Annotated in this window: 19 protein-coding genes; 4 read left to right on the forward strand and 15 right to left on the reverse strand. The window is 50.5% G+C overall.

The genetic code is table 11. The features are described 5' to 3' along the window. The first annotated feature begins 7 nt into the window (after positions 1-7). The 4 genes from JNC80_RS08160 (at position 8) to JNC80_RS08175 (ending at position 3,797) form a co-directional block, all read left to right on the forward strand. Positions 8-817 carry an ABC transporter substrate-binding protein gene (locus JNC80_RS08160; protein WP_022712381.1) on the forward strand — a complete coding sequence of 270 codons (810 nt, stop codon included), beginning with the start codon at positions 8-10 and terminating at the stop codon, positions 815-817. A gap of 530 nt (positions 818-1,347) precedes the next feature. Then, positions 1,348-2,130 (forward strand): transporter substrate-binding domain-containing protein, encoded by a 783-nt coding sequence (locus tag JNC80_RS08165; RefSeq protein WP_374828081.1) that lies wholly within the window; start codon positions 1,348-1,350, stop codon positions 2,128-2,130. Positions 2,131-2,232: 102 nt separating this feature from the next. Further along, positions 2,233-2,967 carry an ABC transporter permease gene (locus JNC80_RS08170; protein WP_022712383.1) on the forward strand — a complete coding sequence of 245 codons (735 nt, stop codon included), beginning with the start codon at positions 2,233-2,235 and terminating at the stop codon, positions 2,965-2,967. Positions 2,968-2,981: 14 nt separating this feature from the next. Further along, positions 2,982-3,797: an ABC transporter permease gene (locus JNC80_RS08175; protein WP_245257358.1), complete on the forward strand. Its 816-nt coding sequence runs from the start codon at positions 2,982-2,984 to the stop codon at positions 3,795-3,797. A 182-nt stretch (positions 3,798-3,979) separates the two neighbouring features. Here JNC80_RS08175 and lpxB read toward each other — a convergent pair whose 3' ends face one another. From lpxB to JNC80_RS08250, 15 genes are all read right to left on the reverse strand, one after another. Next, complete coding sequence (gene lpxB / locus JNC80_RS08180) at positions 3,980-5,155, reverse strand: lipid-A-disaccharide synthase (RefSeq protein ID WP_376710020.1); 1,176 nt, start codon at positions 5,153-5,155, stop codon at positions 3,980-3,982. Positions 5,156-5,362: 207 nt separating this feature from the next. Further along, entirely contained in the window at positions 5,363-6,241 is an 879-nt protein-coding gene (locus tag JNC80_RS08185) for an LpxI family protein (protein WP_376710021.1), read from the reverse strand. 1 nt (position 6,242) lies between these two features. Next, positions 6,243-7,073: an acyl-ACP--UDP-N-acetylglucosamine O-acyltransferase gene (gene lpxA / locus JNC80_RS08190; RefSeq protein ID WP_376710022.1), complete on the reverse strand. Its 831-nt coding sequence runs from the start codon at positions 7,071-7,073 to the stop codon at positions 6,243-6,245. Positions 7,074-7,169: 96 nt separating this feature from the next. Beyond that, positions 7,170-7,631 (reverse strand): 3-hydroxyacyl-ACP dehydratase FabZ, encoded by a 462-nt coding sequence (gene fabZ / locus JNC80_RS08195; protein WP_022712388.1) that lies wholly within the window; start codon positions 7,629-7,631, stop codon positions 7,170-7,172. A gap of 1 nt (position 7,632) precedes the next feature. Beyond that, complete coding sequence (lpxD, locus tag JNC80_RS08200; protein WP_033316251.1) at positions 7,633-8,679, reverse strand: UDP-3-O-(3-hydroxymyristoyl)glucosamine N-acyltransferase; 1,047 nt, start codon at positions 8,677-8,679, stop codon at positions 7,633-7,635. 67 nt (positions 8,680-8,746) lie between these two features. Then, positions 8,747-11,092 carry an outer membrane protein assembly factor BamA gene (gene bamA / locus JNC80_RS08205; RefSeq protein ID WP_151159256.1) on the reverse strand — a complete coding sequence of 782 codons (2,346 nt, stop codon included), beginning with the start codon at positions 11,090-11,092 and terminating at the stop codon, positions 8,747-8,749. Between the two features lie 260 nt (positions 11,093-11,352). After that, positions 11,353-12,492 carry an RIP metalloprotease RseP gene (rseP, locus tag JNC80_RS08210; protein WP_022712391.1) on the reverse strand — a complete coding sequence of 380 codons (1,140 nt, stop codon included), beginning with the start codon at positions 12,490-12,492 and terminating at the stop codon, positions 11,353-11,355. 54 nt (positions 12,493-12,546) lie between these two features. Beyond that, on the reverse strand, positions 12,547-13,359 hold the full coding sequence (locus JNC80_RS08215; RefSeq protein ID WP_075655422.1) for a phosphatidate cytidylyltransferase: 813 nt from the start codon (positions 13,357-13,359) through the stop codon (positions 12,547-12,549). 167 nt (positions 13,360-13,526) lie between these two features. Continuing rightward, positions 13,527-14,291 (reverse strand): isoprenyl transferase, encoded by a 765-nt coding sequence (locus JNC80_RS08220; RefSeq protein ID WP_376710023.1) that lies wholly within the window; start codon positions 14,289-14,291, stop codon positions 13,527-13,529. Between the two features lie 317 nt (positions 14,292-14,608). Beyond that, positions 14,609-15,169 (reverse strand): ribosome recycling factor, encoded by a 561-nt coding sequence (gene frr / locus JNC80_RS08225; RefSeq protein WP_022712394.1) that lies wholly within the window; start codon positions 15,167-15,169, stop codon positions 14,609-14,611. Positions 15,170-15,368: 199 nt separating this feature from the next. Further along, positions 15,369-16,091: a UMP kinase gene (gene pyrH / locus JNC80_RS08230; protein ID WP_022712395.1), complete on the reverse strand. Its 723-nt coding sequence runs from the start codon at positions 16,089-16,091 to the stop codon at positions 15,369-15,371. A 418-nt stretch (positions 16,092-16,509) separates the two neighbouring features. Beyond that, the gene (tsf, locus tag JNC80_RS08235; RefSeq protein ID WP_022712396.1) at positions 16,510-17,433 is read right to left on the reverse strand and encodes a translation elongation factor Ts; all 924 of its coding nucleotides are present in this window, start codon (positions 17,431-17,433) and stop codon (positions 16,510-16,512) included. Positions 17,434-17,789: 356 nt separating this feature from the next. Beyond that, positions 17,790-18,557: a 30S ribosomal protein S2 gene (gene rpsB / locus JNC80_RS08240; protein ID WP_028233986.1), complete on the reverse strand. Its 768-nt coding sequence runs from the start codon at positions 18,555-18,557 to the stop codon at positions 17,790-17,792. Positions 18,558-18,840: 283 nt separating this feature from the next. Further along, positions 18,841-19,941 (reverse strand): alkene reductase, encoded by a 1,101-nt coding sequence (locus JNC80_RS08245; protein WP_376710024.1) that lies wholly within the window; start codon positions 19,939-19,941, stop codon positions 18,841-18,843. Positions 19,942-20,127: 186 nt separating this feature from the next. Beyond that, a complete protein-coding gene (locus tag JNC80_RS08250; RefSeq protein WP_225687736.1) occupies positions 20,128-20,970 on the reverse strand; it encodes a cell envelope integrity EipB family protein in 843 nt (280 codons plus the stop codon). Positions 20,971-20,985 lie beyond the last annotated feature (15 nt).

Here is a 20,985-nt window from a genome sequence, read left to right on the forward strand (position 1 = left end):
AAAGTACATGAAAAATTACAAGAAAATTATCGGAACCGCGCTGTCTGCCATGGTCATGACCGGTGCAGTTTCCCTGACTGCCACAGCAGTACAGGCACAGGAACCTTTGAAGCTGACAATTGCAACCGAAGGTGCCTATCCTCCGTTTAACTTCATCAGCGCTTCCGGCGAGCTGTCCGGTTTTGACGTGGATATCGGCCGCGCGCTCTGCGAAGAAATGAAGGCTGAATGCAAGTTCATCACCATTGAATGGGATGGCGCTATTCCGAGCCTGCAGGCCGGTAAATTTGATGCTTTCATCGCTTCCATGTCCATCACCGATGAGCGTAAAAAGCAGGTTGATTTCAGCAACAAATATTACAACACCCCTCCGGGTCTTGCTGCTCCGAAAGATACCGACATTAAAGGCACAACCAAAGAAGATCTGGCCGGTAAAACCATCGGCGTGCAGATCTCCACAACCCATGCCAATTACGCAGAAAAAACCTTCACGGACAGCACCATCAAAGCTTATCCGACTGCGGAAGAATATCGTCTTGATCTGGCCAATGGCCGTCTTGATGCCGCAAGCGATGACAGCGTGACCCTGTCCCAGTGGCTGAAAACCGAAGACGGCGCTTGCTGTAAAATGGTTGGCACATGGGCTCCGGTTCTGGAAATTCATGGTCCGGGCGCTGGCGTAGCCTTCAAAAAAGGCAATCCTGAGCTGATCGCCAAATTCAATGATGCGATTAAAGCTATTCGTGCGAACGGCAAATATAAAGAAATCAACGACAAATACTTTGAATTCGACGCTTATGGCGCGGAAACAGACTAATATCGTCGGGTTTACCGGCTGAAACTCTCTTAAAGCTGCATCCTTGTGATGCAGCTTTTTTATGTTTGCTGCCATTGATCCCGATTTAATGCAAAAACCACATCAACATATGCATAATCATCTGAAAGCCGTCACCTGCATGTCGTAAATACGAGTGTTTTGCGGGTGCGTGACTGATAGAGAAGAAAGAAATTTTTGAAATCCACAATATTAAATTATCACCATAATATGTTGATTTTTAATATTTTATATCAAGAATACCGTCTGATTACCTGCAGATAAGAGTGATTTAAACCATGTCCAGAGCTTTATTTTTCCGTGTGCGGGCAAAACATGATTTTTGATACTTGCCTTTAACGCCGGAATGATGGGAATATCGCCGTTAACAAATTTTTCTTCGTAAAGAAAATGCGCTAAAAAAACGCCAGCGAAGAGAAGAAAAAAACAACAATGCTTCTTACAATGGGACTTATGGGGGTATCAGAAGAATGAATAAAATTACGGGAGCAAACCGTCGTTTCAGCAAAGCTCTGCGCGGGCTGGCAACTGCCGGTGTGGTGACAATCACTGCCGTTGCAGCACTGACCGCATCCGCGCATGCTCAGGAGCAGCTTACACTGAAAGTCGGTTCGGAAGGCGCCTATCCTCCCTACAATTTCGTCAAGGCTGACGGCACGGTTGCAGGCTTTGAAATCGACATCGCCAACGCACTTTGCGAAGAATTAAAAGCCAAATGTCAAATCATTGTGCAGGACTGGGATGGTATGATCCCCGCCCTTCAGTCCGGCAAGCTTGATGTTGTGATCTCCTCCATGTCGATCACTCCGGCCCGTAAAGAACAGGTCGATTTCAGCAATAAATATTACAATCCTGCTGCGGCAATCGCCGTGCCAAAAGATTCTGATATCAAAGGCACAACAAAAGAAGACCTCGCAGGCAAAACAGTCGGCGTACAGTCCTCAACTGTTCATGCTGTGTTTTCTGAACAAACCTATTCCGACAGCACCATTAACAATTACGGCAGCTCGGATGAAGCGCGTATGGATATGGTTGCCGGTCGTGTTGATGCTGTGAACGACAATATCGTATCGCTGATTGACTGGCTCAAGACACCGGAAGGTGCCTGCTGCAAACTGGTTGGACCAGTGAAGGCGAATCTTGAAATTCACGGTCCGGGTGTTGGCGTTGCCATCAAAAAAGGTCGTGAAGAACTGGTTGAGAAATTCAACACAGCTATTCTCGCCATCCGTGACAACGGTAAATACAAAGAAATCAACGACAAATATTTTGATTTCGATATTTACGGCGAATAATTCCGAAGAAACCGGTCAGATCCGTCTGGCCGGTATTTTAATAAACTGATCTTGACGGGTGACAAACCGGATTTGCCACCCGTCCTCACAGGGATAGACTAAATGGAAAAATATGCTGTGTTAATTGGCTTTGGTCCGGACGGATGGGGGCTGAGCATAGCATGGGGGCTGTTGACGACCGTTTTGCTGGCGCTTGCCACTTTGCCAATCGGTTTGTTACTCGGTTTCCTTGTGGCTTTAGGAAAGCAATCGGCAGAGCCATCGCTGCGCCTTGCTTCCAATATTTATACAACGATATTCCGCGGACTGCCTGAGCTGCTCACATTGTTTCTGGTGTATTTCGGCGGCTCTCTTGCAGTTCAGAAGGTTTTTGCGCTGATCGGCTTTCAGGGTTCAGTAGAGGTCAATGCCTTTGCCGCCGGTATGATCGCTCTGGGCTTTGTTTTCTCTTCCTATTCCAGTGAAGTGTTCCTGTCCGCGTTTCGCGCCATACCGAAAGGCCAGTATGAAGGCGCTTTCGCCATCGGCCTCACCAATTTTCAGACCATGCGCAAGATTATCTTCCCGCAGCTGATTAAAATTGCTCTGCCGGGTCTCGCCAATCTCTGGATGGTTCTGCTCAAAGATACATCGCTGGTATCGGTTATCAGCCTGACAGATATTCTGCGTCAGACTTCGGTTGCTGCGCGCGTCACCAAAGAACCGTTCCTGTTCTACGGCGTGGCCTGCCTGATCTATCTGGCACTTGCAATTATCTCTTCTTACTTTATCGCCCGCATTGAAAAATGGGCTGAAGGCAGCCGCAAACAGCCGGCAGCAAGCGTGGTGCGTCAATGACAACAATAAGCAATATGCAAACTGATCGCGTTTTCCGCCCTGCTGAGCCGCCCCGTCCGTGGACAGGCGCACGCATTACCGGCCATATATTGGTTGCTATCTGGCTTGCGCTATTCGCCGGTCTTGCAATCTATCTGTATAATTCATGGCAGATTGATCTGGTTGAAACCTATGCACCGCGTTACTGGAACGGTCTGAAAACGACCCTTATTCTGGTTGCGCTGTCGATTGTGCTTGGCGCTTTGCTGTCACTGCCGGTTGCGCTTGCTCGCATGTCGGACAACCGTATTCTGGGAGGCATCGCCTATGCCTATGTGTATTTCTTCCGTGGCACACCATTGCTGGCGCAGATCTTCCTGATCTATTACGGTCTGGGAACCTTCCGCCCGTTTCTGGAAACTATCGGACTCTGGGGCTTCTTCCGCGAAGCATGGTATTGCGCAGTTCTGGCATTTACGCTGAATACAGCCGCTTATCAGGCTGAAATTCTGCGTGGTGCAATCCTCAGCGTGCCTAAAGGCCAGTGGGAAGGTGCACATGCGCTCGGCCTGTCTAAATTCCAGACATTCCGCAAGATCATCCTGCCTCAGGCATTGATTGTTGCTCTGCGTCCTTACGGCAATGAAATCATTTTGATGATTAAAGGCTCCGCCATTGTTGCAATCATCACGGTTTATGACCTGATGGGCGAAACCCGCCGCGCCTATTCCCGTACATTTGATTTCCAGACCTATCTGTGGGCGGCAATCATTTATCTGGCGATTGTAGAGGTGCTGCGCAATATCATTGAATGGATTGAGCGCCGGATCACTGTCCATCTTATCCGATAGAGCGTGTCGCGTTTAATCATAGCCACTACGCTCGCTCTATCTTCTTGTTTTTACGCATGTCGTTATCGGAAAACCGGTACCCACTTTTCCGCGACATGCTTTAAAAGATAAGGCATTTGACAAACAAAAAAGCCTGCCTCTGATCTCAGAGGCAGGCTTTTTAATTGGTCGAACAAATCAGATCAGTTGTTGTTTGATAGAAGCTCCAGCAGCACATCAGCCCCCATTTCACCGGCAGGCTTATCCGTATGCATTCTAGTGATAATCCGCTCGAAACCATCAATCTGTGCCTGTCGCACCAAACCATCTTCAAGCAAACGCTCAATCTGACGGCACAGCATGCCTGCACGGACAAACTCGTTAAAGAACTCAGGAATGACCGGCGTATCATCAATAATATTCGGCAGTGATGCGCTCCAGATGGTTATCAGCCGCGTGATGAATAATCTGCTGAAGAGATCGGCCTTGTAGGTAATCACTGCCGGAATTTTGGTCAGCGCCAGTTCAAGCGACACAGTACCGGAAGCAGCCAATGCCGCATCGGCCTTGGCAAAGGCATCCCATTTCGCAGCCTCACCGGTAACAATAACCGGCTTAACCGGCCAGTCTTTCGTCAGGTTCTGCACATAGGCTTCATGGCGTTCCGGTGTGGGCAGAATTGCATGCACAGTTCCGTTACGCTCATTCAGCAATTGCAATGTTGTGCCAAATTCTTTGAGCAAAGCCTGTATTTCAGACCGGCGGGACCCCGGCAAAAGCAGAATGGTTTTCTCGGCATCTTCTGCCGGTGCTTTGCGGTTTTTCCGCGCTTTAGCCACATCCAGCAATGGCTGATAGCTGCTCAGCCGGTGGCCGACATAAGTCGATTTCGGGCCGGAAAGGCGCTGCATAACCTCTACCTCAAAAGGCAGAACCGTCAGCACATGATCAATATATTTGCGCATTTCCTTGGCGCGCTGCGGACGCCATGCCCAAACCGTCGGGGCAATATATTTGATGATCGGTATCGACGGATCGGCCTGACGCACCTTCTTCGCCACGCGGTGAGTGAAATCCGGACTGTCGATAATCAGCAGGCAATCCGGCTTTTCAGCCACAATCGCTTTGGCTGTCTGGCTGATCCGCATAATCAATTTCGGCAAACGTGCCAGCACTGCTCCAATACCCATCAGGGCAATCTCATCAGGATCAAACAGGCTCTGCAATCCGCGCTGTTGTAAATGTGTGCCGCCAACGCCCACAAGGCTGATCAGGCGATCCGTTTTCGTACGCAGCGCATCCACGAGATCCGCCCCAAGCAGGTCTCCGGATTCCTCACCGGCCACAACAGCAATTTTCAACGGAAGTTTTTCACTCATATTCAAACCGGCATCCTTTGGATTAAAGTGGTTCCGGTCAGAGCAAAATCATTGGAACCGTATTATCTCTTTATCTGGTCGCATTACAGCTGCCGTCAAGTTGACTGTGCAATGCTTTACCCTGCACCGATTAAACGAAAGTGCTTCGGTTGCAAGAGCTGCAGCATAGTTGCTGAACAGCGGCAGAGCTATACAGGTTTTGAAAAATTATTCGCGCGGACTGTCAAAAGTTACAATAAACAAGCCCTGAGCATCGGCGGATTGAACTGTGTCATGATAGGACAACATCACAGTACGGCCAGCCTCGATGGCGATACCTGCAAGCCCTGCGGCTGCAATATTGGTCACCGTATCAATACCGATTGTCGGCAGATCAGCCCGCTCATCCTGTGCAGGTTTTGCGCATTTAACCAGCACTCCGCCCTGACGCGGGATGCGGCCTTCCTGACGCAACTGGCGCACACGCTCAATCATATTGTCGGTGCCTTCAGCACCCTCCAGCGCCACAACACGACCACCGGCCGCAATGGCACCCTGCCCGACATCCAGCTTGCCCAATATGAAGGCAGCCTCACGTGCAAGATCGATATTATGCTGTTCTTTTTTATCCGGCTTAACCGCAGTCAGCACGGATGATGCCGGTGCCAGAATATCGGGCACAATCTGATGTGCACCGACCATATTGAAACCGTAGGATTCCAGAAGCCCGATAAAAGCACGAAGCAAGGCATCATCGCCTTTGCCCAAAGCTTTAAACACCCGCGGCAGAGCACGGATGGTTGTCATATCCAAACGTATATCGCTTAAATGCGGGCGTTGGCGGACACCGCCCGCCAGAATAACATTCTTCGCACCGGCTTGTTTCAGCGCCTTAATCAGACGGGTGAATTCCACCACTGAAACAGTTTCATGGTCGAACCGTTTGAGACTTTCATCCGCCTCGCCCTTCAGACAGATGACAAAGGGCGGATTGCCTTTCTTTTCAAGAGCCTCTGCCACAACTTGCGGCAAAAGCCCGTTACCGGCAATAATAGCGGTTCTGGCTTCAGCATCTACGGCCCGGACAGAAACAGCGCTTTTCGTCATATTATGAATGGTCTTCAATATGACCGTGCTTGCCATGCAGAAGCGGTGTCGTGAACGAGCTGCGCTTGGCATCGGCTGTGATGAAAGCAATCAGATCGCCCACTGCCGGTGAATCTGCAAACTCAATGCGCACGTCTTCCACGCGCTCTTTCACCGGTTTTGTACGGTCAAACAACATACGTGTTGCACGGCGCACAGCATGAATTTCTTTACGTTCCAGACCGGACCGTTTCATGCCGATGATGTTGAGGCCGCCAAGATGCGCATGAACGCCAATGGCCATGCCGAACGGAATAACATCCTGCACAACAGCCGCCATACCGCCAACAAAAGCATGATGGCCGACGCGGACAAACTGGTGCACAGCAGCGCCACCGCCGAGAATTGCATGATCGCCGATTTCACAATGGCCGCCGATCATCACATTATTCGCAAAAGTAACGTGATTACCGACATCGCAATCATGGGCGACATGGGCATAAGCAAGAAATGTGGAATTATCGCCGACATTGGTATAGCCGCGGCTGGTATCGGAACCACGATGCATGGTTACGCCTTCGCGGATCATCGCATTTTTGCCGACCAGCAGCTTGGTGTGGCCACCTTTATGCTTACCGTTTTGCGGTTCGCAACCGAGAATAGCGTGCGGGAAAACTTTGGCGTTTTCACCAAGTGTCGTAAACCCCGTGACAACAACATGGCTCATCAGCTCGCTGTTATCACCAATCTCTGCGCCTGCCTGAACATGGCAGAAAGCGCCGACAGAAACACCCTTACCAAGTTTGGCGCCCGGTTCAACGCAGGCTGTCGGGTGAATAGAGGTTTCACGCATTCAAATCACGCTTTTTCTTCAGTTATGTCAAAGCCCGAACCGGACTTTGAAAATTAATGTATTTGTTTGCAGGATCGCCTGTATCAGACTGTCTGCTTACGCACCGGTCATTGCAGAGACATCCGCTTCGGCAACTTTAACGCCGTCAACTTCAGCGACACATGCAAATCTTGAAATATTTCCGCGCTGCTTCACTTTTTTAACACGAAGCAACATGCGATCACCCGGAACAACAGGACGACGGAATTTTGCGTTATCAATTGTCAGCAAAAATACGGTTCCTGCATTTTCAAGGCCCATTTTGAGCATTGAAATCGCACCGGCAGTCTGCGCCATAGCTTCAATGATCAATACACCGGGCATAATAGGGGTCGCAGGAAAATGTCCAGTAAAATGTGGTTCATTGAATGTCACATTTTTGATACCGGTCGCGGAATCATCACCGTCAATATCGACAATACGGTCGATAAGAAGAAACGGATAACGATGCGGCAGAACTGCCAGCAACTTCTGAATATCTGCTGAACCAAGGCTGTTCTGCTCAACATTCTCACTCATATCAGGATTTCTCCTTTTTAGACTGTCCGATACTGCGCAACGTCGCAATATCGCGGAACCACTGCTTCAGCGGTCTGGCTGGCAGACCACCCCATCTCTCACCATCGGGAATATCATTCATCACACCGCTCGCAGCAGCAATCTGCACGCGCGAACCGATTGTGATGTGATCTGCAAGGCCGACACGCCCGCCAAGCATTGTCATGTCGCCGATGGTAACACTGCCGGAAATTCCGCAGTGACCGGCCACAATACAATGCCGCCCGATTTTTACATTATGTGCAACATGCACCAGATTATCGATCTTGGTGCCCTCGCCGATCACAGTATCACTCAATGAACCGCGATCAATCGTGGTATTCGCACCGATTTCCACACCATCCTGAATGATGACGCGACCAAGCTGCGGCACTTTTTCAAGTCCTGCAGGACCCGGCACATAACCGAAACCATCCTGCCCGATGCGAACACCCGGATGCAGATAAACACGATTACCGATCAGCGCATAGGTCAGGGAAACATTCGGCGCGATGATACAATCGCGGCCGATTTTACAGCCTGCGCCAATCACACTATTCGCACAGATTGTTGTACCTGAACCGATAGATACACCGGCACCGACGACAGCGCCCGGCTCAATCGTAACATCGCTTTCAATTTCAGCACTCGGGTGAATCGTGGCATTTTCAGAAATACCAGGAACACCCAGCAATGAGCGCGGATGCACAGCCTGCGCATAAAGCTTACGGCCGACAGCAGCAAAATCCCGCTGCGGCGATTTACTCACCAGAATCGCAACGCCCTCAGGAATCAATGATGCCTGCGCTTCTGCGCATAGCACAGCGGCCGCTTTGAGCGAGCTCAGAGCAGCTTCGTTTTTCTTACCTTCAAGGAAAACAAGAGAATCCGGTGTTGCATTATCCAAAGACGCCAAATGCTCAATTTTCCGGTCGGCATATTGCTTTGTCAGCAATTCTGAACCGGTAAATTGAGCAATATCAGCGACGTTGAGTGCACAGGACAGCGTATAAAATACAGGATCTGCCATCAACATACTTTCTCTCCTGAGGCGGATCTTCTTTTCAGAGATTACGCCTCAGGAAAAAGCAAATTTATCAGAACTTGCTCGACATACCAAAATTGAAGTTCTGAACTTTGTCGGAATCTTCTTTCTTAATAGGAATAGCATAGTCAAAGCGCAGCGGACCGAACGGAGAAGCCCACATCAGACTTACACCAGCCGAAGCTCGCAGTGCACTGCCGGTTCCCATTGCACCTTCAGTCTTGTTACCATAGAGCGTTGCAGCATCTGCGAAGAACGCACCACGGATACCAAGGCTTTCCGGAACAACCGGCATCGGGAACTGAACTTCAGCGCTGGCGTTGAAGTAAGTTGTACCACCGAGCCAGTAACGTTCACTACCATCAGAAGAATCCTGATAGGCACCGATACCGTTATATTTAAAGCCGCGGATCATATCAGTGTTACCTTTGAACATATCAAAGATACGCAGACCGTCATCGGTGAAGGAGTGAATGTAACCACCACCGGCAGTCAGCACACCAACAACATCAGCTTCCTGCAGCAAGGTCTTGTAATAGCTTGCTTTTGCAGTTGTCTTCATAAATTTGGCATCGCCGCCGAGACCAGCAAATTCCTGACCGAAGCGAACATAGATACCGTCATGCGGATTGTTCGGGTTATCGATCGTATTATAAGTCAAAGCATAAGAAATCGACGAACGCAGCCATGGGCTCTGTGCAGCAGCTTCAATCAAAGCCGGAGCGTAGATCGCCATATCTTCGCTCTTGAGCTTATACTTTTCCTGAACCAGGTTATAACCGATGCTCGCACCGAAATTGTCGGTAATCGGCAGACCAAAACGGATTGTACCACCGGTCTGTTCTACGTCATACTGATCTTTAACGCGATACGACTTACGGAAAATATCGAAGCCTGCAGAAACGCGCTGACCGAGGAAATAAGGCTCGGTGAACGAGAACGAATAGTTACGCGCATCATCCTGACCGGCACCTGCACCAATACGGATATACTGACCACGACCGAGGAAGTTGCGCTCTGCAACCGAACCTTCAACCGAAGCACCCGGTGTTTCACCACCCGATGTATAACCTGCACCGATGGAGAACTCACCTGTAGGCTTTTCAACAACGTCAACGATCAGCACAACCTGATCCGGCTCAGAACCCTGAGCGGTCGAGATGTTAACTGTCTGGAAGAAGTCCAGAGCTTCGAGACGACGCTTGGCGCGTGTAATCATAACCTGATTGAAAGCATCGCCTTCGCTCATGTCGAATTCACGACGGATAACATAATCACGGGTCTTATCGTTACCGCGGATTTCGATACGCTGCACGTAAGCGCGCGGACCTTCTTCCACGTTATAAACGACCGAGATTGTGCGGTTTTCGAAGTTACGGTCGCCACGTGGCTCAACCTTAGCGAAAGCATAACCGCTACCGGCAACGCGCTCAGTTACAGCTTCAACCGACTTTTCAACGTCGTTGGCGCTATAAACTTTACCTGCGCGGGTCTTCAGCATGCCGCCGAGCGCTTCTGTATCAACACCGGCGATTGAGCTTTCAACCTGAACATCACCGAATGTATAACGCTGACCTTCTTCAACAGTGAAGGTGATCGTATATTCGTTTGTCGCAGGATCCAGAACCGCATTGGACGAAATCACGCGGAAGTCAGCATAACCACGGTTGTAGTAGAAACGACGCAGCGCTTCTTCATCTGCCTGCAGACGATCTTCGCTGTAAATGTCGCCGCGTGTCAGCCATGACAATGGATTGGTACGCTTGGTGGAGATCACGTCACGCAGACGACGACCACCGAAAGCTTCATTACCTACGAAATCGATATTGGCGATTTTTGTACGGCCGCCTTCAGTGATTTCATAAACAACGTTTACACGACCCTGACCGAGATCAACCGTACGGGCGTTCACAACAGCGTCGCTGCGACCGACATTGCGGTAAGCCTGAATGATGGCCTGACGATCTGATTCCATCTGTGCAGGATCAAAAGGGCTACGCGCCTTCAGCTCTACCGCACGACCGAGATCAGCATCTTTGACTTTCTTGTTACCCTGGAAGAGTACGTTGTTAACAACCGAGAACTCGGAAACAGTGACAACGAGTGCACCGCCCGACTGGCTGATACGAACATCAGAGAACAGGCCCATATTGAAAAGGCTTTTTACAGCCGCATCAATATCAGCATTGGTGAATGACTTGCCAGGCTTAATGCCGATGGCACCACGAATTGTCGATGCATCAACCCGCTTGTTACCGCGAACGTCAATACGACTAACGACTGCTGCCTGTGCAACACTCACAGTAGCAAATGAGATCGCTGACGTTCCGGCAGCAACCATAGCTACCGACATAGCGACCGCAGAAGCAGCACCAAAGAACTTTGAATTTGCCGTCATAGGTCTATTTAACCTTCGTTTCGTTGCCCCGGGCCGTAATCCGGGAAAATAGCGCATAATGCAAACTGTAATAACCAGTTTTCATATACAAGCAAGCTTCACTATTAAAATCTGTTTACTTCATTCCCGAACGTGGCACAGGTGCCACGCAAATCCAATAGCATGGTAAACAGATTATTGCTTTTCTTGTATAATCCCCTCGTATTTTACACAATTCGTTAATGTTTTAATTCAAAGGCTTGAGCCTTGTCCAGTTCAGATTAGCAGCCAAAGAGATCATTGTAAAAGACGAATCCCATAAAGCCGAGAACGACAAAGAAACCAAGCCGGAAGAATAATTCCTGTACTGCCACCGGAACAGGACGTCCCAAAACAGCCTCTCCCGCATAAATCACCAGATGCCCGCCATCAAGAGGGGGAAGCGGAAATAAATTGAACAATCCAATGCCAACCGACAGCATAGCAATCAGCTGAACAAGCCATTCAAAGCCGTGTTGCGCCGCTTGTCCGGCCATATTAGCAATTTTTACGGGTCCGCCCAGCTGACATTTATCTTCACGCCCCATTACCAGTCTCTTCATAAAAGTACCGGTACGGCTGATGATATGTCCGGTTTCGACCACAGCCTCACCCACCGATTCGAGCGGGGAATATTCAACCTTGCGGTAATTGCCTGTGTCTTTGGTGATCGTAACACCGATCACACCGAGCTTGATTTTGTTACCCAGCGCATCCGTCTGTTCCATAATTTCAGGAACAGCTTTCAGGTTGATTTCCTGCCCGTCGCGCTCAACCGTGAAAGACAGTTCATCACCGCTGCGTCCGTTCACAATACGTTGCACATCGGCAAAACTATTGATCTGCGTACCTTCCACATTGATGAAACGGTCACCCGGTTTAAAGCCTGCCACAGCGGCAGGGCTGCCTTCATTAACCTCTGCAATAGTCGGATCAGCAACAAGGCGTCCGTAGCTGGCAAAGAAGAAGCTCAGAATGGCAATTGTCAGCAGAAAATTGAATGCCGGGCCTGCAAAAACGGTTGCAGCACGCTTCCAGACCGGCTGCGTCGCAAAAGCAACCTTGCGCTCGGCTTCAGTCATGGCGGACAGACCCTCGCCGTCCGGCGCACTGGCGGCATTCATATCACCGGCAAACTTCACATAGCCGCCAAGAGGAATCGCACAGAGCTTCCAGCGTGTACCGTTACGCGCTGTATAACCGATCAGCTCCGGTCCGAATCCGATAGAAAAGGCCTGAACGCCGATACCGCACAGACGGCCGACGATGAAATGTCCCATCTCATGAACAAAAACAACAACAGCCAGAACGAGAATAAACGGAAGTAATGTGCCAACCAGCAGGCTGTCGCCGCCGAATAAATATGCAAGGGGATCACCCAAAACTCTAACTCCCGTAATTCAAAGTCTCAAAATATGCTTTTACCGCAGCGCTACTTACAAAGGCTGCAAAACAATGCCGATAAACATTGCTGAAGGTGAATCCGGCCCTGTCACCAGAGCACCGATAATATAGAGCATGACAGCCGCCACAATCAGGCCATCCACGCGATCCATCACCCCGCCATGCCCCGGCAGCAGCTTGCCGGAATCCTTGGCTCCGAAGCGGCGCTTGACCCATGATTCTCCGAGGTCGCCCATCTGTGAGGCAACCGAGAGCGCAATAGCCAGAATAACCATCGGATATTTCACGCGGTCAAAGCTGAAATAGCTGACCGCCGCTGCAGCAATCATTGCTGCCACAACACCGCCAATTGCGCCGGACCATGTTTTATTCGGAGAAAAGCGCGGAGCCAGCTTCGGCCCGCCGAGGCTGCGTCCGGTGAAATACGCAAAAATATCCGTCGCCCAGACCAGTGCGAAGAGATAAATAATTGCAATCAGACCTGAGGTGGTTTCGCCGCGCAAAACCGCCAGACAGACCATCGGCACACCGGCATAGATCAGCCCTGCCGCAGTCCAGTTAGAGCGCTGGATCAGGAAAACCGCACCGGCTGCAAGAATGGCCAGAATCTGAATTGCCGGAACCTGTATCAGCATAAGACCCGCAGCAACCGAGAGCACCGCCCAGCCTGCCGTCAGGCCGGAGCGTGTCTGCTTCGAGGCGCTCAGCGTTGTCCACTCATAGAAAATCGCGAAGCCAATCACCACAGCCAGCACACGGAAACTCATACCGCCCAGCCAGATCAGCAGAATTGTAACGGGCGCAAGCACTGCTGCCGTCATGATACGCAATTGAAGATTGGACACGAAAACCCTCGCCCCTAGAGCATTTTTAGTTTAGATTGAATCATTACAAATGCTCTATCTGTTTGATTTTACGCGCATCTTGCTCCGAAAACCGCTTCGCACTTTTCGGGATGCGCTCTAAGTCTGTCTATTTATGATCCGGCCAAGCTGAAACGCACAGCACGAACCTAACCCGCATTATGCCGCAAAGGTACCACGTCCGTTTCACCGGACAAATTTTGCATGTCATCAGCTTCCAGCCCGCCAAAGCGGCGAACCCGCTTCCGATATTCATCAATCGCAGCAAATAAATGCGCAGGCTTGAAATCCGGCCAATATTCCGGAGCGAACAGAAATTCTGAATAAGCAGCCTGCCAGAGCAGAAAATTGGACAGCCGCATTTCGCCGCTGGTACGGATAATCAGGTCAGGATCCGGAATATCTGCTGTATCAAGCCTTTCAGAAATCATTTCAGCCGTGATCGCATCCGGCTTCATCTGCCCTGCCGCAACAGCTTCGGCAATCTGACGCATTGCGCGCGCCAGTTCGTCCCTCGCCCCGTAGTTAAAGGCAATAACAAGCGTCAGACCGCTATTGGCTGCGGTCAGTTTTTCGGCCTCATTCAGAAGCACACAAATATCGGAGGCAAGGTCATCACGCGCGCCGATAATACGTACACGGACATTCTGACTGTGAAGCTTATTCAGATCGCGGCGGATGAACAGCTTCAGCAATCCCATCAGTTCCGTGACTTCGGAATTCGGACGCGACCAGTTCTCGGAAGAAAATGCAAAGAGGGTAAGAAATTCCAGCCCTTTATCCCCTGCAGCACGCACAATGCCGCGCAGAGCATCCACACCCGCTTTATGACCGGCAACACGCGGCAGACCGCGTGCTTTAGCCCAACGACCATTGCCATCCATAATAATGGCGATGTGGCGCGGATCGGACATTCAGGCATATTCCTTTTTTTGACAAAACGGCTGCCGTCAGGCGCCATGCTTATCCGGTTTAAGAACTTAGAGAATTATCAGCATCAGACTGCAACCAGCAACAACATGCATAATTATTCTGTACTATAATAGAATCCGCAAAATGTCTTTTGCACGGCCACTCCGGCATTCACTATGCGTATTCGCGGATATATTCTTTTCACCGGAGATATACGGCAGTCTCAGATATCAGAGTGGTTAATTGATACTGAACCACTCTGATGCCTGTTCTTACAGTTTAGAGCGACCTTTATGCCCCCGATCGGGCGAATGGTGCCTTAGACCTGCATAATTTCCGCTTCTTTGGAAACCAGAAGCTTATCAACTTCCACAATGGTTTCGTCAGTCATTTTCTGCACTTTGTCAGACAGGGTGCGGCTGTCATCCTGACTGATGGTGCCGTCTTTTTCCAGTTTCTTCAACTGATCCATACCATCGCGGCGCACATGACGAACGGCAACTTTAGCACCTTCGGCATATTGGTTCGCAATTTTAACCAGTTCCTTACGGCGCTGTTCGTTCAGTTCCGGCAGCGGCACACGCAGTGTCATACCGTCAGTAATCGGGTTCAGACCCAGACCGCTGTCGCGGATTGCACGTTCAACCGCACCGACCATGCTCTTGTCCCAAACGGAAACAGACAGCATACGGGCTTCAGGAACAGTAATCTGCGCCACCTGATTGATCGGCATGGTCGAACCATAGGCTTCAATCGTCAGAGGCTCCAGAAGGCTTGCTGAAGCGCGTCCGGTACGCAGACCACCCAAATCATGTTTGAAGGACTGAATCGCACCATCCATACGGCGTTTCAGATCATTTACATCCAGAGCGTCGCTCATAATATCTCTCCTTGGGCGTACACCAAACATCTTGCGCTTTTACAGCGCATAATACTGCCTGATAGTCGGAAACAGGTTTCAGACCACACAATTCGCTTTTTGTTTAGAACAGCTTGACGCAAATGATAAGCACAAAATCAAAGCTTTGCTGAATTGAATCTGTGTACACACACAGATTCAATTCAGGAACCGGTGCTTATCAGGCGTCTGTCACAACCGTGCTGCGGCCTTTGCCCTGCAAAATCTGCGCAAAGCCGCCTGCTTCATGAATGGAATAAACCACGATCGGAATGCGGTTTTCCTGTGCCAGAGCCACTGCCGTCACATCCATCACAGCCAGACCTTTATCCAGCACTTCCTTGTGGGTCAGACGGTCGAAACGCGTGGCAGACGGATCTTTCTTCGGATCAGCACTGTAAATACCGTCAACCTGCGTGCCTTTAAACAAGGCATCCGCACCGATTTCAGCAGCACGCAAAGCAGCCGCAGAATCGGTTGTGAAGAACGGATTACCGGTACCACCGGCAAAAATTACAACCTTGCCCTGATCCATATAGGCGGTTGCCTGACGCTGCGAGAAGCTCTCGCACAGTTCCGGCATAGCAATCGCCGAAAGCACAACTGCATCAACGCCCTGCTTGACCAGAGAGGTGCGCAGAGCCAGCGAGTTAATCACTGTAGCCAGCATACCCATATGATCGCCGGTTACGCGGTCGCCGCCTTTGGAGGCAACAGCCAGCCCGCGGAAAATATTACCACCGCCGATAACCACGCCGACTTCAACGCCGAGCGCACGCGCTTCGGCAATATCACTTGCAATGCGGTCAGCAACGGACACGTCAATGCCAAATCCCTGCTCACCCATCAGCGCCTCACCTGACGCTTTGAGGAGAACCCGTTTATACAGTGTCTTACCAGCCATGGGATCCCTTTTTTGATTTCGGTCCGAACTTCCCCACCGGCAAGCGGACATGGTTTTTAAATAGTCCGGTGCACATGAACTTGCAGATATTCACATTTTTAGCCGGAACACAGAATGATTTTCTGCCGCGAGCAACCGTCGCCAAGCATAATTGCATGACCGGTGCAGATGACAAGAAAAAGCATGAATATGTTTCGCATACATCAAGGGCATCGCATTGTCACGCGATGCCCTTTCATAACTGACAAGTTTTTAGAGCCTGTTGCATTTTATGGAATGCTTAGCGCCCGCTCTGTTTTCTTGTTTTACGCATGTCGTAAAAATGCCGGCCTGACAGAGTCAGACCGGCATTTTAAATTCGGGCAGTAAACCCACATTCTGAAAGGCGCATCGCAATTCAGGAGGCGCCTGTAAAGAATTAGCCTTTGTTTACGGCAGCAACTTCAGCAGCGAAGTCGGTTTCTTCTTTTTCAATGCCATCGCCCAGAGCGAAGCGAACAAAGCCGGTTACCTTAGCAGGCGCGCCGATTGTTTTTTCTGCTTCTTTAAGCGCAGCTTCTACGCTCAGGTCTGGGTTGATAACGAAAGCCTGCGACAGAAGAACAACTTCTTCAAAGAACTTGCGCATACGGCCGTCAACCATCTTGGCGATGATTTCTTCCGATTTGCCGGACTGACGGGCCTGATCAGCAAAGATTGCTTTTTCGCGCTCAACAGCAGCAGCATCAACTTCAGCAGAAGTCAGAGCCAGCGGGTTGGTTGCAGCAACGTGCATAGCGATCTGACGACCGATAGCGGCAGCAGCTTCTGCATCACCGGTTGTTTCGATAGCAACCAGAACGCCCAGCTTGCCGAGGCCGTCTGCAACGCCGTTGTGGATGTAAGAAGCAACAACACCGTTTTCCACGCTCAGAGCAGCGGAACGACGGAATGCCATGTTTTCACCGATGGTGCCAACAGCATCTTTAATGGTGTCAGTTACAGTCTTTTCCGAACCCGGATAGGTTGCGTTTGCAACGGCATCAGTTGAACCGTCGGTGCCCAGAGCAACCTTGGTTACGTTCAGAACGATTTCCTGGAAAGCAGCATTACGGGCAACGAAGTCTGTTTCGGAGTTAACCTCAACAACAACAGCTTTTTTGCCTTCGCTGGCAACGCTTACCAGACCTTCAGCAGCTGTACGGCCGGCTTTCTTGTCAGCTTTAGCGATACCCTTCTTGCGCAGCCAGTCCATGGCAGCTTCCATATCGCCATTATTTTCGTTCAGAGCGGTCTTGCAGTCCATCATGCCTGCGCCGCTGAGTTCACGAAGTTCTTTAACCATTGCTGCGGTAATGCTCATTGTCGCCTCTCAGAGAAAGCAGCAGACATCCGGCAAAGCGGCATGCCCGCTATGGATCATTGTTCAGACAGCGGACCTGTCTTTTATCCAATGACCGATTAATCATTACAGCCCGCATTGCAATTTCTGCAAAGCGTCAACTGTATACATACGGGATAGCAGGAGCCGAAAAGGCTCGAATTAAATAAGACACAGATTTCACCGTGCGCAGACGGAATCAGAAACGACTCACCCGTTTCAGATATTTACCGGTTTAAAACTTCAGTTTTTTGAAGCTCTGCAAACACGGCAAATTGTGTCTTTTAAGCAGAATATCTGCCGGATCTGAAAACAGATCCGGCAGACAAAAAAACGAATTAAGCGTTTTCAGCAGCTTCCAGAGCTGGCTCAACAGGAGCTTCAGCCTGCGCACCGATATCGATGCCCAGAGCGCCCTGCTGACGCATAATGCCGTCCAGAGCAGCTTTAGCAATCAGATCGCAATAGAGCGAGATTGCGCGAGCAGCATCATCGTTACCTGGGATCGGGAAATCGATCTGGTCTGGATTACAGTTGCTGTCGATAACAGCAACAACAGGGATACCAAGACGCTTGGCTTCCTGAATTGCAATCGATTCCTTGTTGGTGTCGACGATGAACATCAGGTCAGGAACGCCGCCCATATCCTTGATACCACCGAGAGCGCGGTCCAGCTTTTCGCGTTCGCGTTCCAGAGTCAGGCGTTCCTTTTTGGAATAGCCCTGAGCTTCGCTCGACAGCAGTTCGTCAAGCTTGCGCAGACGCTGGATCGAGTTGGAAATGGTTTTCCAGTTGGTCATCATACCGCCGAGCCAGCGGGAGTTGACGTAATACTGAGCCGAACGGCCAGCAGCGTCAGCAATGATTTCCGAAGCCTGACGCTTGGTGCCAACGAACAGAACGCGGCCGCCACGAGCAACAGTATCCGAAACAACCTTCAGTGCATTGTGCAGCAGAGGAACGGTCTGAGCCAGGTCAAGAATGTGGATGTTGTTACGTGCACCATAGATGAAAGGTGCCATTTTCGGGTTCCAGCGATGTGTCTGGTGACCGAAGTGAACACCAGCTTCCAGAAGCTGGCGCATGCTGAAATCAGGCAATGCCATTGTATTTTCCTTTTCCGGTTGAACCTCCACGGGCTGAGGCACAAATGTGCCACCGGAGGCGTTGTGCGGATTTCTCCCGCCCATAACCCAAATCCCGTGTGTGGAATAATGCGGCTGGTAAACGATGAATGAAGAAAATGCAAGCCCTGAACGGTCAAAAACCGCCGGAAGCCGGAACGCAGCCTTCATTATCAGATATTACACAGCCATAAGACTATAGCACAGGGACATTCCCGCCGGAACTCTTGTTCTGCGGCGGAAACATCCCTGCCCTTATCTGCGTTTAAACAGCTTCATAGGCCGGATAATCGGTATAACCCTTTTGCGCACCGCCATAGAAAGTTGTGTGATCGGCCGGTGCCAGCGGCCAGCCGCGCTGCATACGCTCGGCCAGATCAGGATTTGAGATATATGGCCGGCCGAAAGCCACCAGATCTGTAAGCCCTTCATCGAGAACACGCTCAGCCGTTTCCTGCGTATAGCCGCCGGCAAAGATCAATGTGCCCTGATAAACCTCACGGAACTTCTTCAGGAATTCACGGCCTTCTTCTTTTGCCAGCAAACCACCGGCATTGCCGATATGAATATAAGCCAGTTTGCGGGCGGAGAGTTCAGCAGCCAGTGTCAGCCATGTTTCTTCCTCCCCGTCAAAGGCATGAAGATCAAACAGGCGGCTGAAAGGTGTCAGGCGGATACCGACACGGGCAGAGCCGATACGTGCAACGGCCGCATCAACAACCTCCAGCGCAAAGCGGATACGTCCGGCAATTGTCGCGCCGCCATAGCCATCTTCACGCTTATTGAAACCGGCATTGATGAACTGCTCAATCAGATAGCCGTTTGCACCGTGAATTTCGACACCATCAAAACCGGCTTTAACGGCATTATCCGCGGCATCGGCAAATTCTCCGGTAATGCGGGCAATATCGTCAGCATTCAATGCACGCGGTGCGCTGGGGGCAACCAGCCCCGGTGTTCCGCCCTCACCAAGGGCAAAAACATTTGAGTCTTTTGCAATTTCAGCAACCGGCGCAACAGGCGCAATACCGTTCTTTTGTACGGAAACATGGGAAACACGTCCGACGTGCCAGATTTGTGAGAAGATTTTACCACCCTGCGCATGAACGGCATCCGTTACTTTTTTCCAGCCCTCAACCTGCTCGGCAGAATATACACCGGGCGTATAGAGATAGCCGCGCCCCTCATCAGAGATCGGCGTTCCTTCACTCACAATCAGGCCTGCTCCGGCACGCTGGGCATAATATAATGCCGTGTCGCTATTCGGCACCGTATCAACGGCACGTGCGCGTGTCATAGGCGCCATCACCACACGGTTTTTAAGCGGCAGGCCATTGAGGTCATAGGAAGAAAAAAGATCGGACATTATAATACCTTTGCTTGTAAAAATTATCCGCGCCGCCGCAGCACGCACGGATCAATCTCAGTCACAGAGATATTTATAGTCAAGACTACAGAATACAAGGCACGGAAATTCAATAAAATGAAAAAAGCGGCAAATCCGTTTCCGGAAGTGCCGCCTTGTCATCGAAACCTGTAGAATTATGCCGGATTATTCGCAGGTTGCCGCCGCTGCCGGTTTAAACATTTCCAGATTGACCAAGGTGCCTTTCATGGAAAAATCACCGTAATCCATGTTCAGATCACGGGTCACACCATTGCGGTAGAGTTTGAAATTCACGCGATAGACCGGCAGCCCCTCGTCGCTCTCTTCATCATCAAAATAAGCGACGGTCACAGGCCAGCTTTCCTGCTTGGCCACCTCACCCATGACTTTCGTTTCGGTGTCTTCAGGCAGCACCTGCCCTTTCCCGATCACGGCTGTGGTCGCCATAATCTTATTGGCATCATCGGAACCGTCAAAAATTGTCGTCTGATAAAAAGTGTCGCCCTTTTGCGCGCGAACAAGCAGTTCTTCCATATGACGGGTCGGAAACTGCGAGAGTGCCAGTTTCAAATCCTGTTTTTCAGGCTTGGTCAGTGCCACATCCATCTGCTTGTCGCCAAGCGCCGCATTCCCGCGCACTTCTTTAATCAGCTCTTTATCGACAAAGGTTTTATTGACGAAACGGAATCGGCTGCCGTCTCCGGCTTCAAAAGTAGTGGTCTGCTGATCGGTAACCCGCTGATCCTGCCCTTCCATATCGATACGGGTCACGAAGCGGAAATTTGTTGTATAGCCTTCGCAGGCCGAGCCGTTGAACTCATAGACCATACGTCCGGTTACACCGGCAATGCCGGATTTTTCATCGGCGCGTTCCAGTGTCAGATCATAAACTGCGCGATGCGGCAGAAGTGTGCTTCCTGCATAAGCTACGGTGCTCAGCACTGCAGGAACAACAAAACCAGATCCGAACACAAGGGCCTGCAAAATGGGGGCCTGCAAAAAACGCATAAAGATTCTCCGATA

Source organism: Pseudochrobactrum lubricantis (assembly GCF_041929865.1).
Lineage (GTDB): Bacteria > Pseudomonadota > Alphaproteobacteria > Rhizobiales > Rhizobiaceae > Pseudochrobactrum > Pseudochrobactrum saccharolyticum.

What these genes read in the sequence shown, in the direction of transcription:
- JNC80_RS08160 (WP_022712381.1), top strand. Translation starts at nt 8, where the DNA reads ATGAAAAATTACAAGAAAATTATCGGAACCGCGCTGTCTGCCATGGTC.
- JNC80_RS08170 (WP_022712383.1), top strand. Translation starts at nt 2,233, where the DNA reads ATGGAAAAATATGCTGTGTTAATTGGCTTTGGTCCGGACGGATGGGGG.
- JNC80_RS08175 (WP_245257358.1), top strand. Translation starts at nt 2,982, where the DNA reads ATGCAAACTGATCGCGTTTTCCGCCCTGCTGAGCCGCCCCGTCCGTGG.
- lpxB (WP_376710020.1), bottom strand. Translation starts at nt 5,155, where the DNA reads ATGAGTGAAAAACTTCCGTTGAAAATTGCTGTTGTGGCCGGTGAGGAA.
- JNC80_RS08185 (WP_376710021.1), bottom strand. Translation starts at nt 6,241, where the DNA reads ATGACGAAAAGCGCTGTTTCTGTCCGGGCCGTAGATGCTGAAGCCAGA.
- lpxA (WP_376710022.1), bottom strand. Translation starts at nt 7,073, where the DNA reads ATGCGTGAAACCTCTATTCACCCGACAGCCTGCGTTGAACCGGGCGCC.
- fabZ (WP_022712388.1), bottom strand. Translation starts at nt 7,631, where the DNA reads ATGAGTGAGAATGTTGAGCAGAACAGCCTTGGTTCAGCAGATATTCAG.
- lpxD (WP_033316251.1), bottom strand. Translation starts at nt 8,679, where the DNA reads ATGGCAGATCCTGTATTTTATACGCTGTCCTGTGCACTCAACGTCGCT.
- bamA (WP_151159256.1), bottom strand. Translation starts at nt 11,092, where the DNA reads ATGACGGCAAATTCAAAGTTCTTTGGTGCTGCTTCTGCGGTCGCTATG.
- JNC80_RS08220 (WP_376710023.1), bottom strand. Translation starts at nt 14,291, where the DNA reads ATGTCCGATCCGCGCCACATCGCCATTATTATGGATGGCAATGGTCGT.
- frr (WP_022712394.1), bottom strand. Translation starts at nt 15,169, where the DNA reads ATGAGCGACGCTCTGGATGTAAATGATCTGAAACGCCGTATGGATGGT.
- pyrH (WP_022712395.1), bottom strand. Translation starts at nt 16,091, where the DNA reads ATGGCTGGTAAGACACTGTATAAACGGGTTCTCCTCAAAGCGTCAGGT.
- tsf (WP_022712396.1), bottom strand. Translation starts at nt 17,433, where the DNA reads ATGAGCATTACCGCAGCAATGGTTAAAGAACTTCGTGAACTCAGCGGC.
- rpsB (WP_028233986.1), bottom strand. Translation starts at nt 18,557, where the DNA reads ATGGCATTGCCTGATTTCAGCATGCGCCAGCTTCTGGAAGCTGGTGTT.
- JNC80_RS08245 (WP_376710024.1), bottom strand. Translation starts at nt 19,941, where the DNA reads ATGTCCGATCTTTTTTCTTCCTATGACCTCAATGGCCTGCCGCTTAAA.
- JNC80_RS08250 (WP_225687736.1), bottom strand. Translation starts at nt 20,970, where the DNA reads ATGCGTTTTTTGCAGGCCCCCATTTTGCAGGCCCTTGTGTTCGGATCT.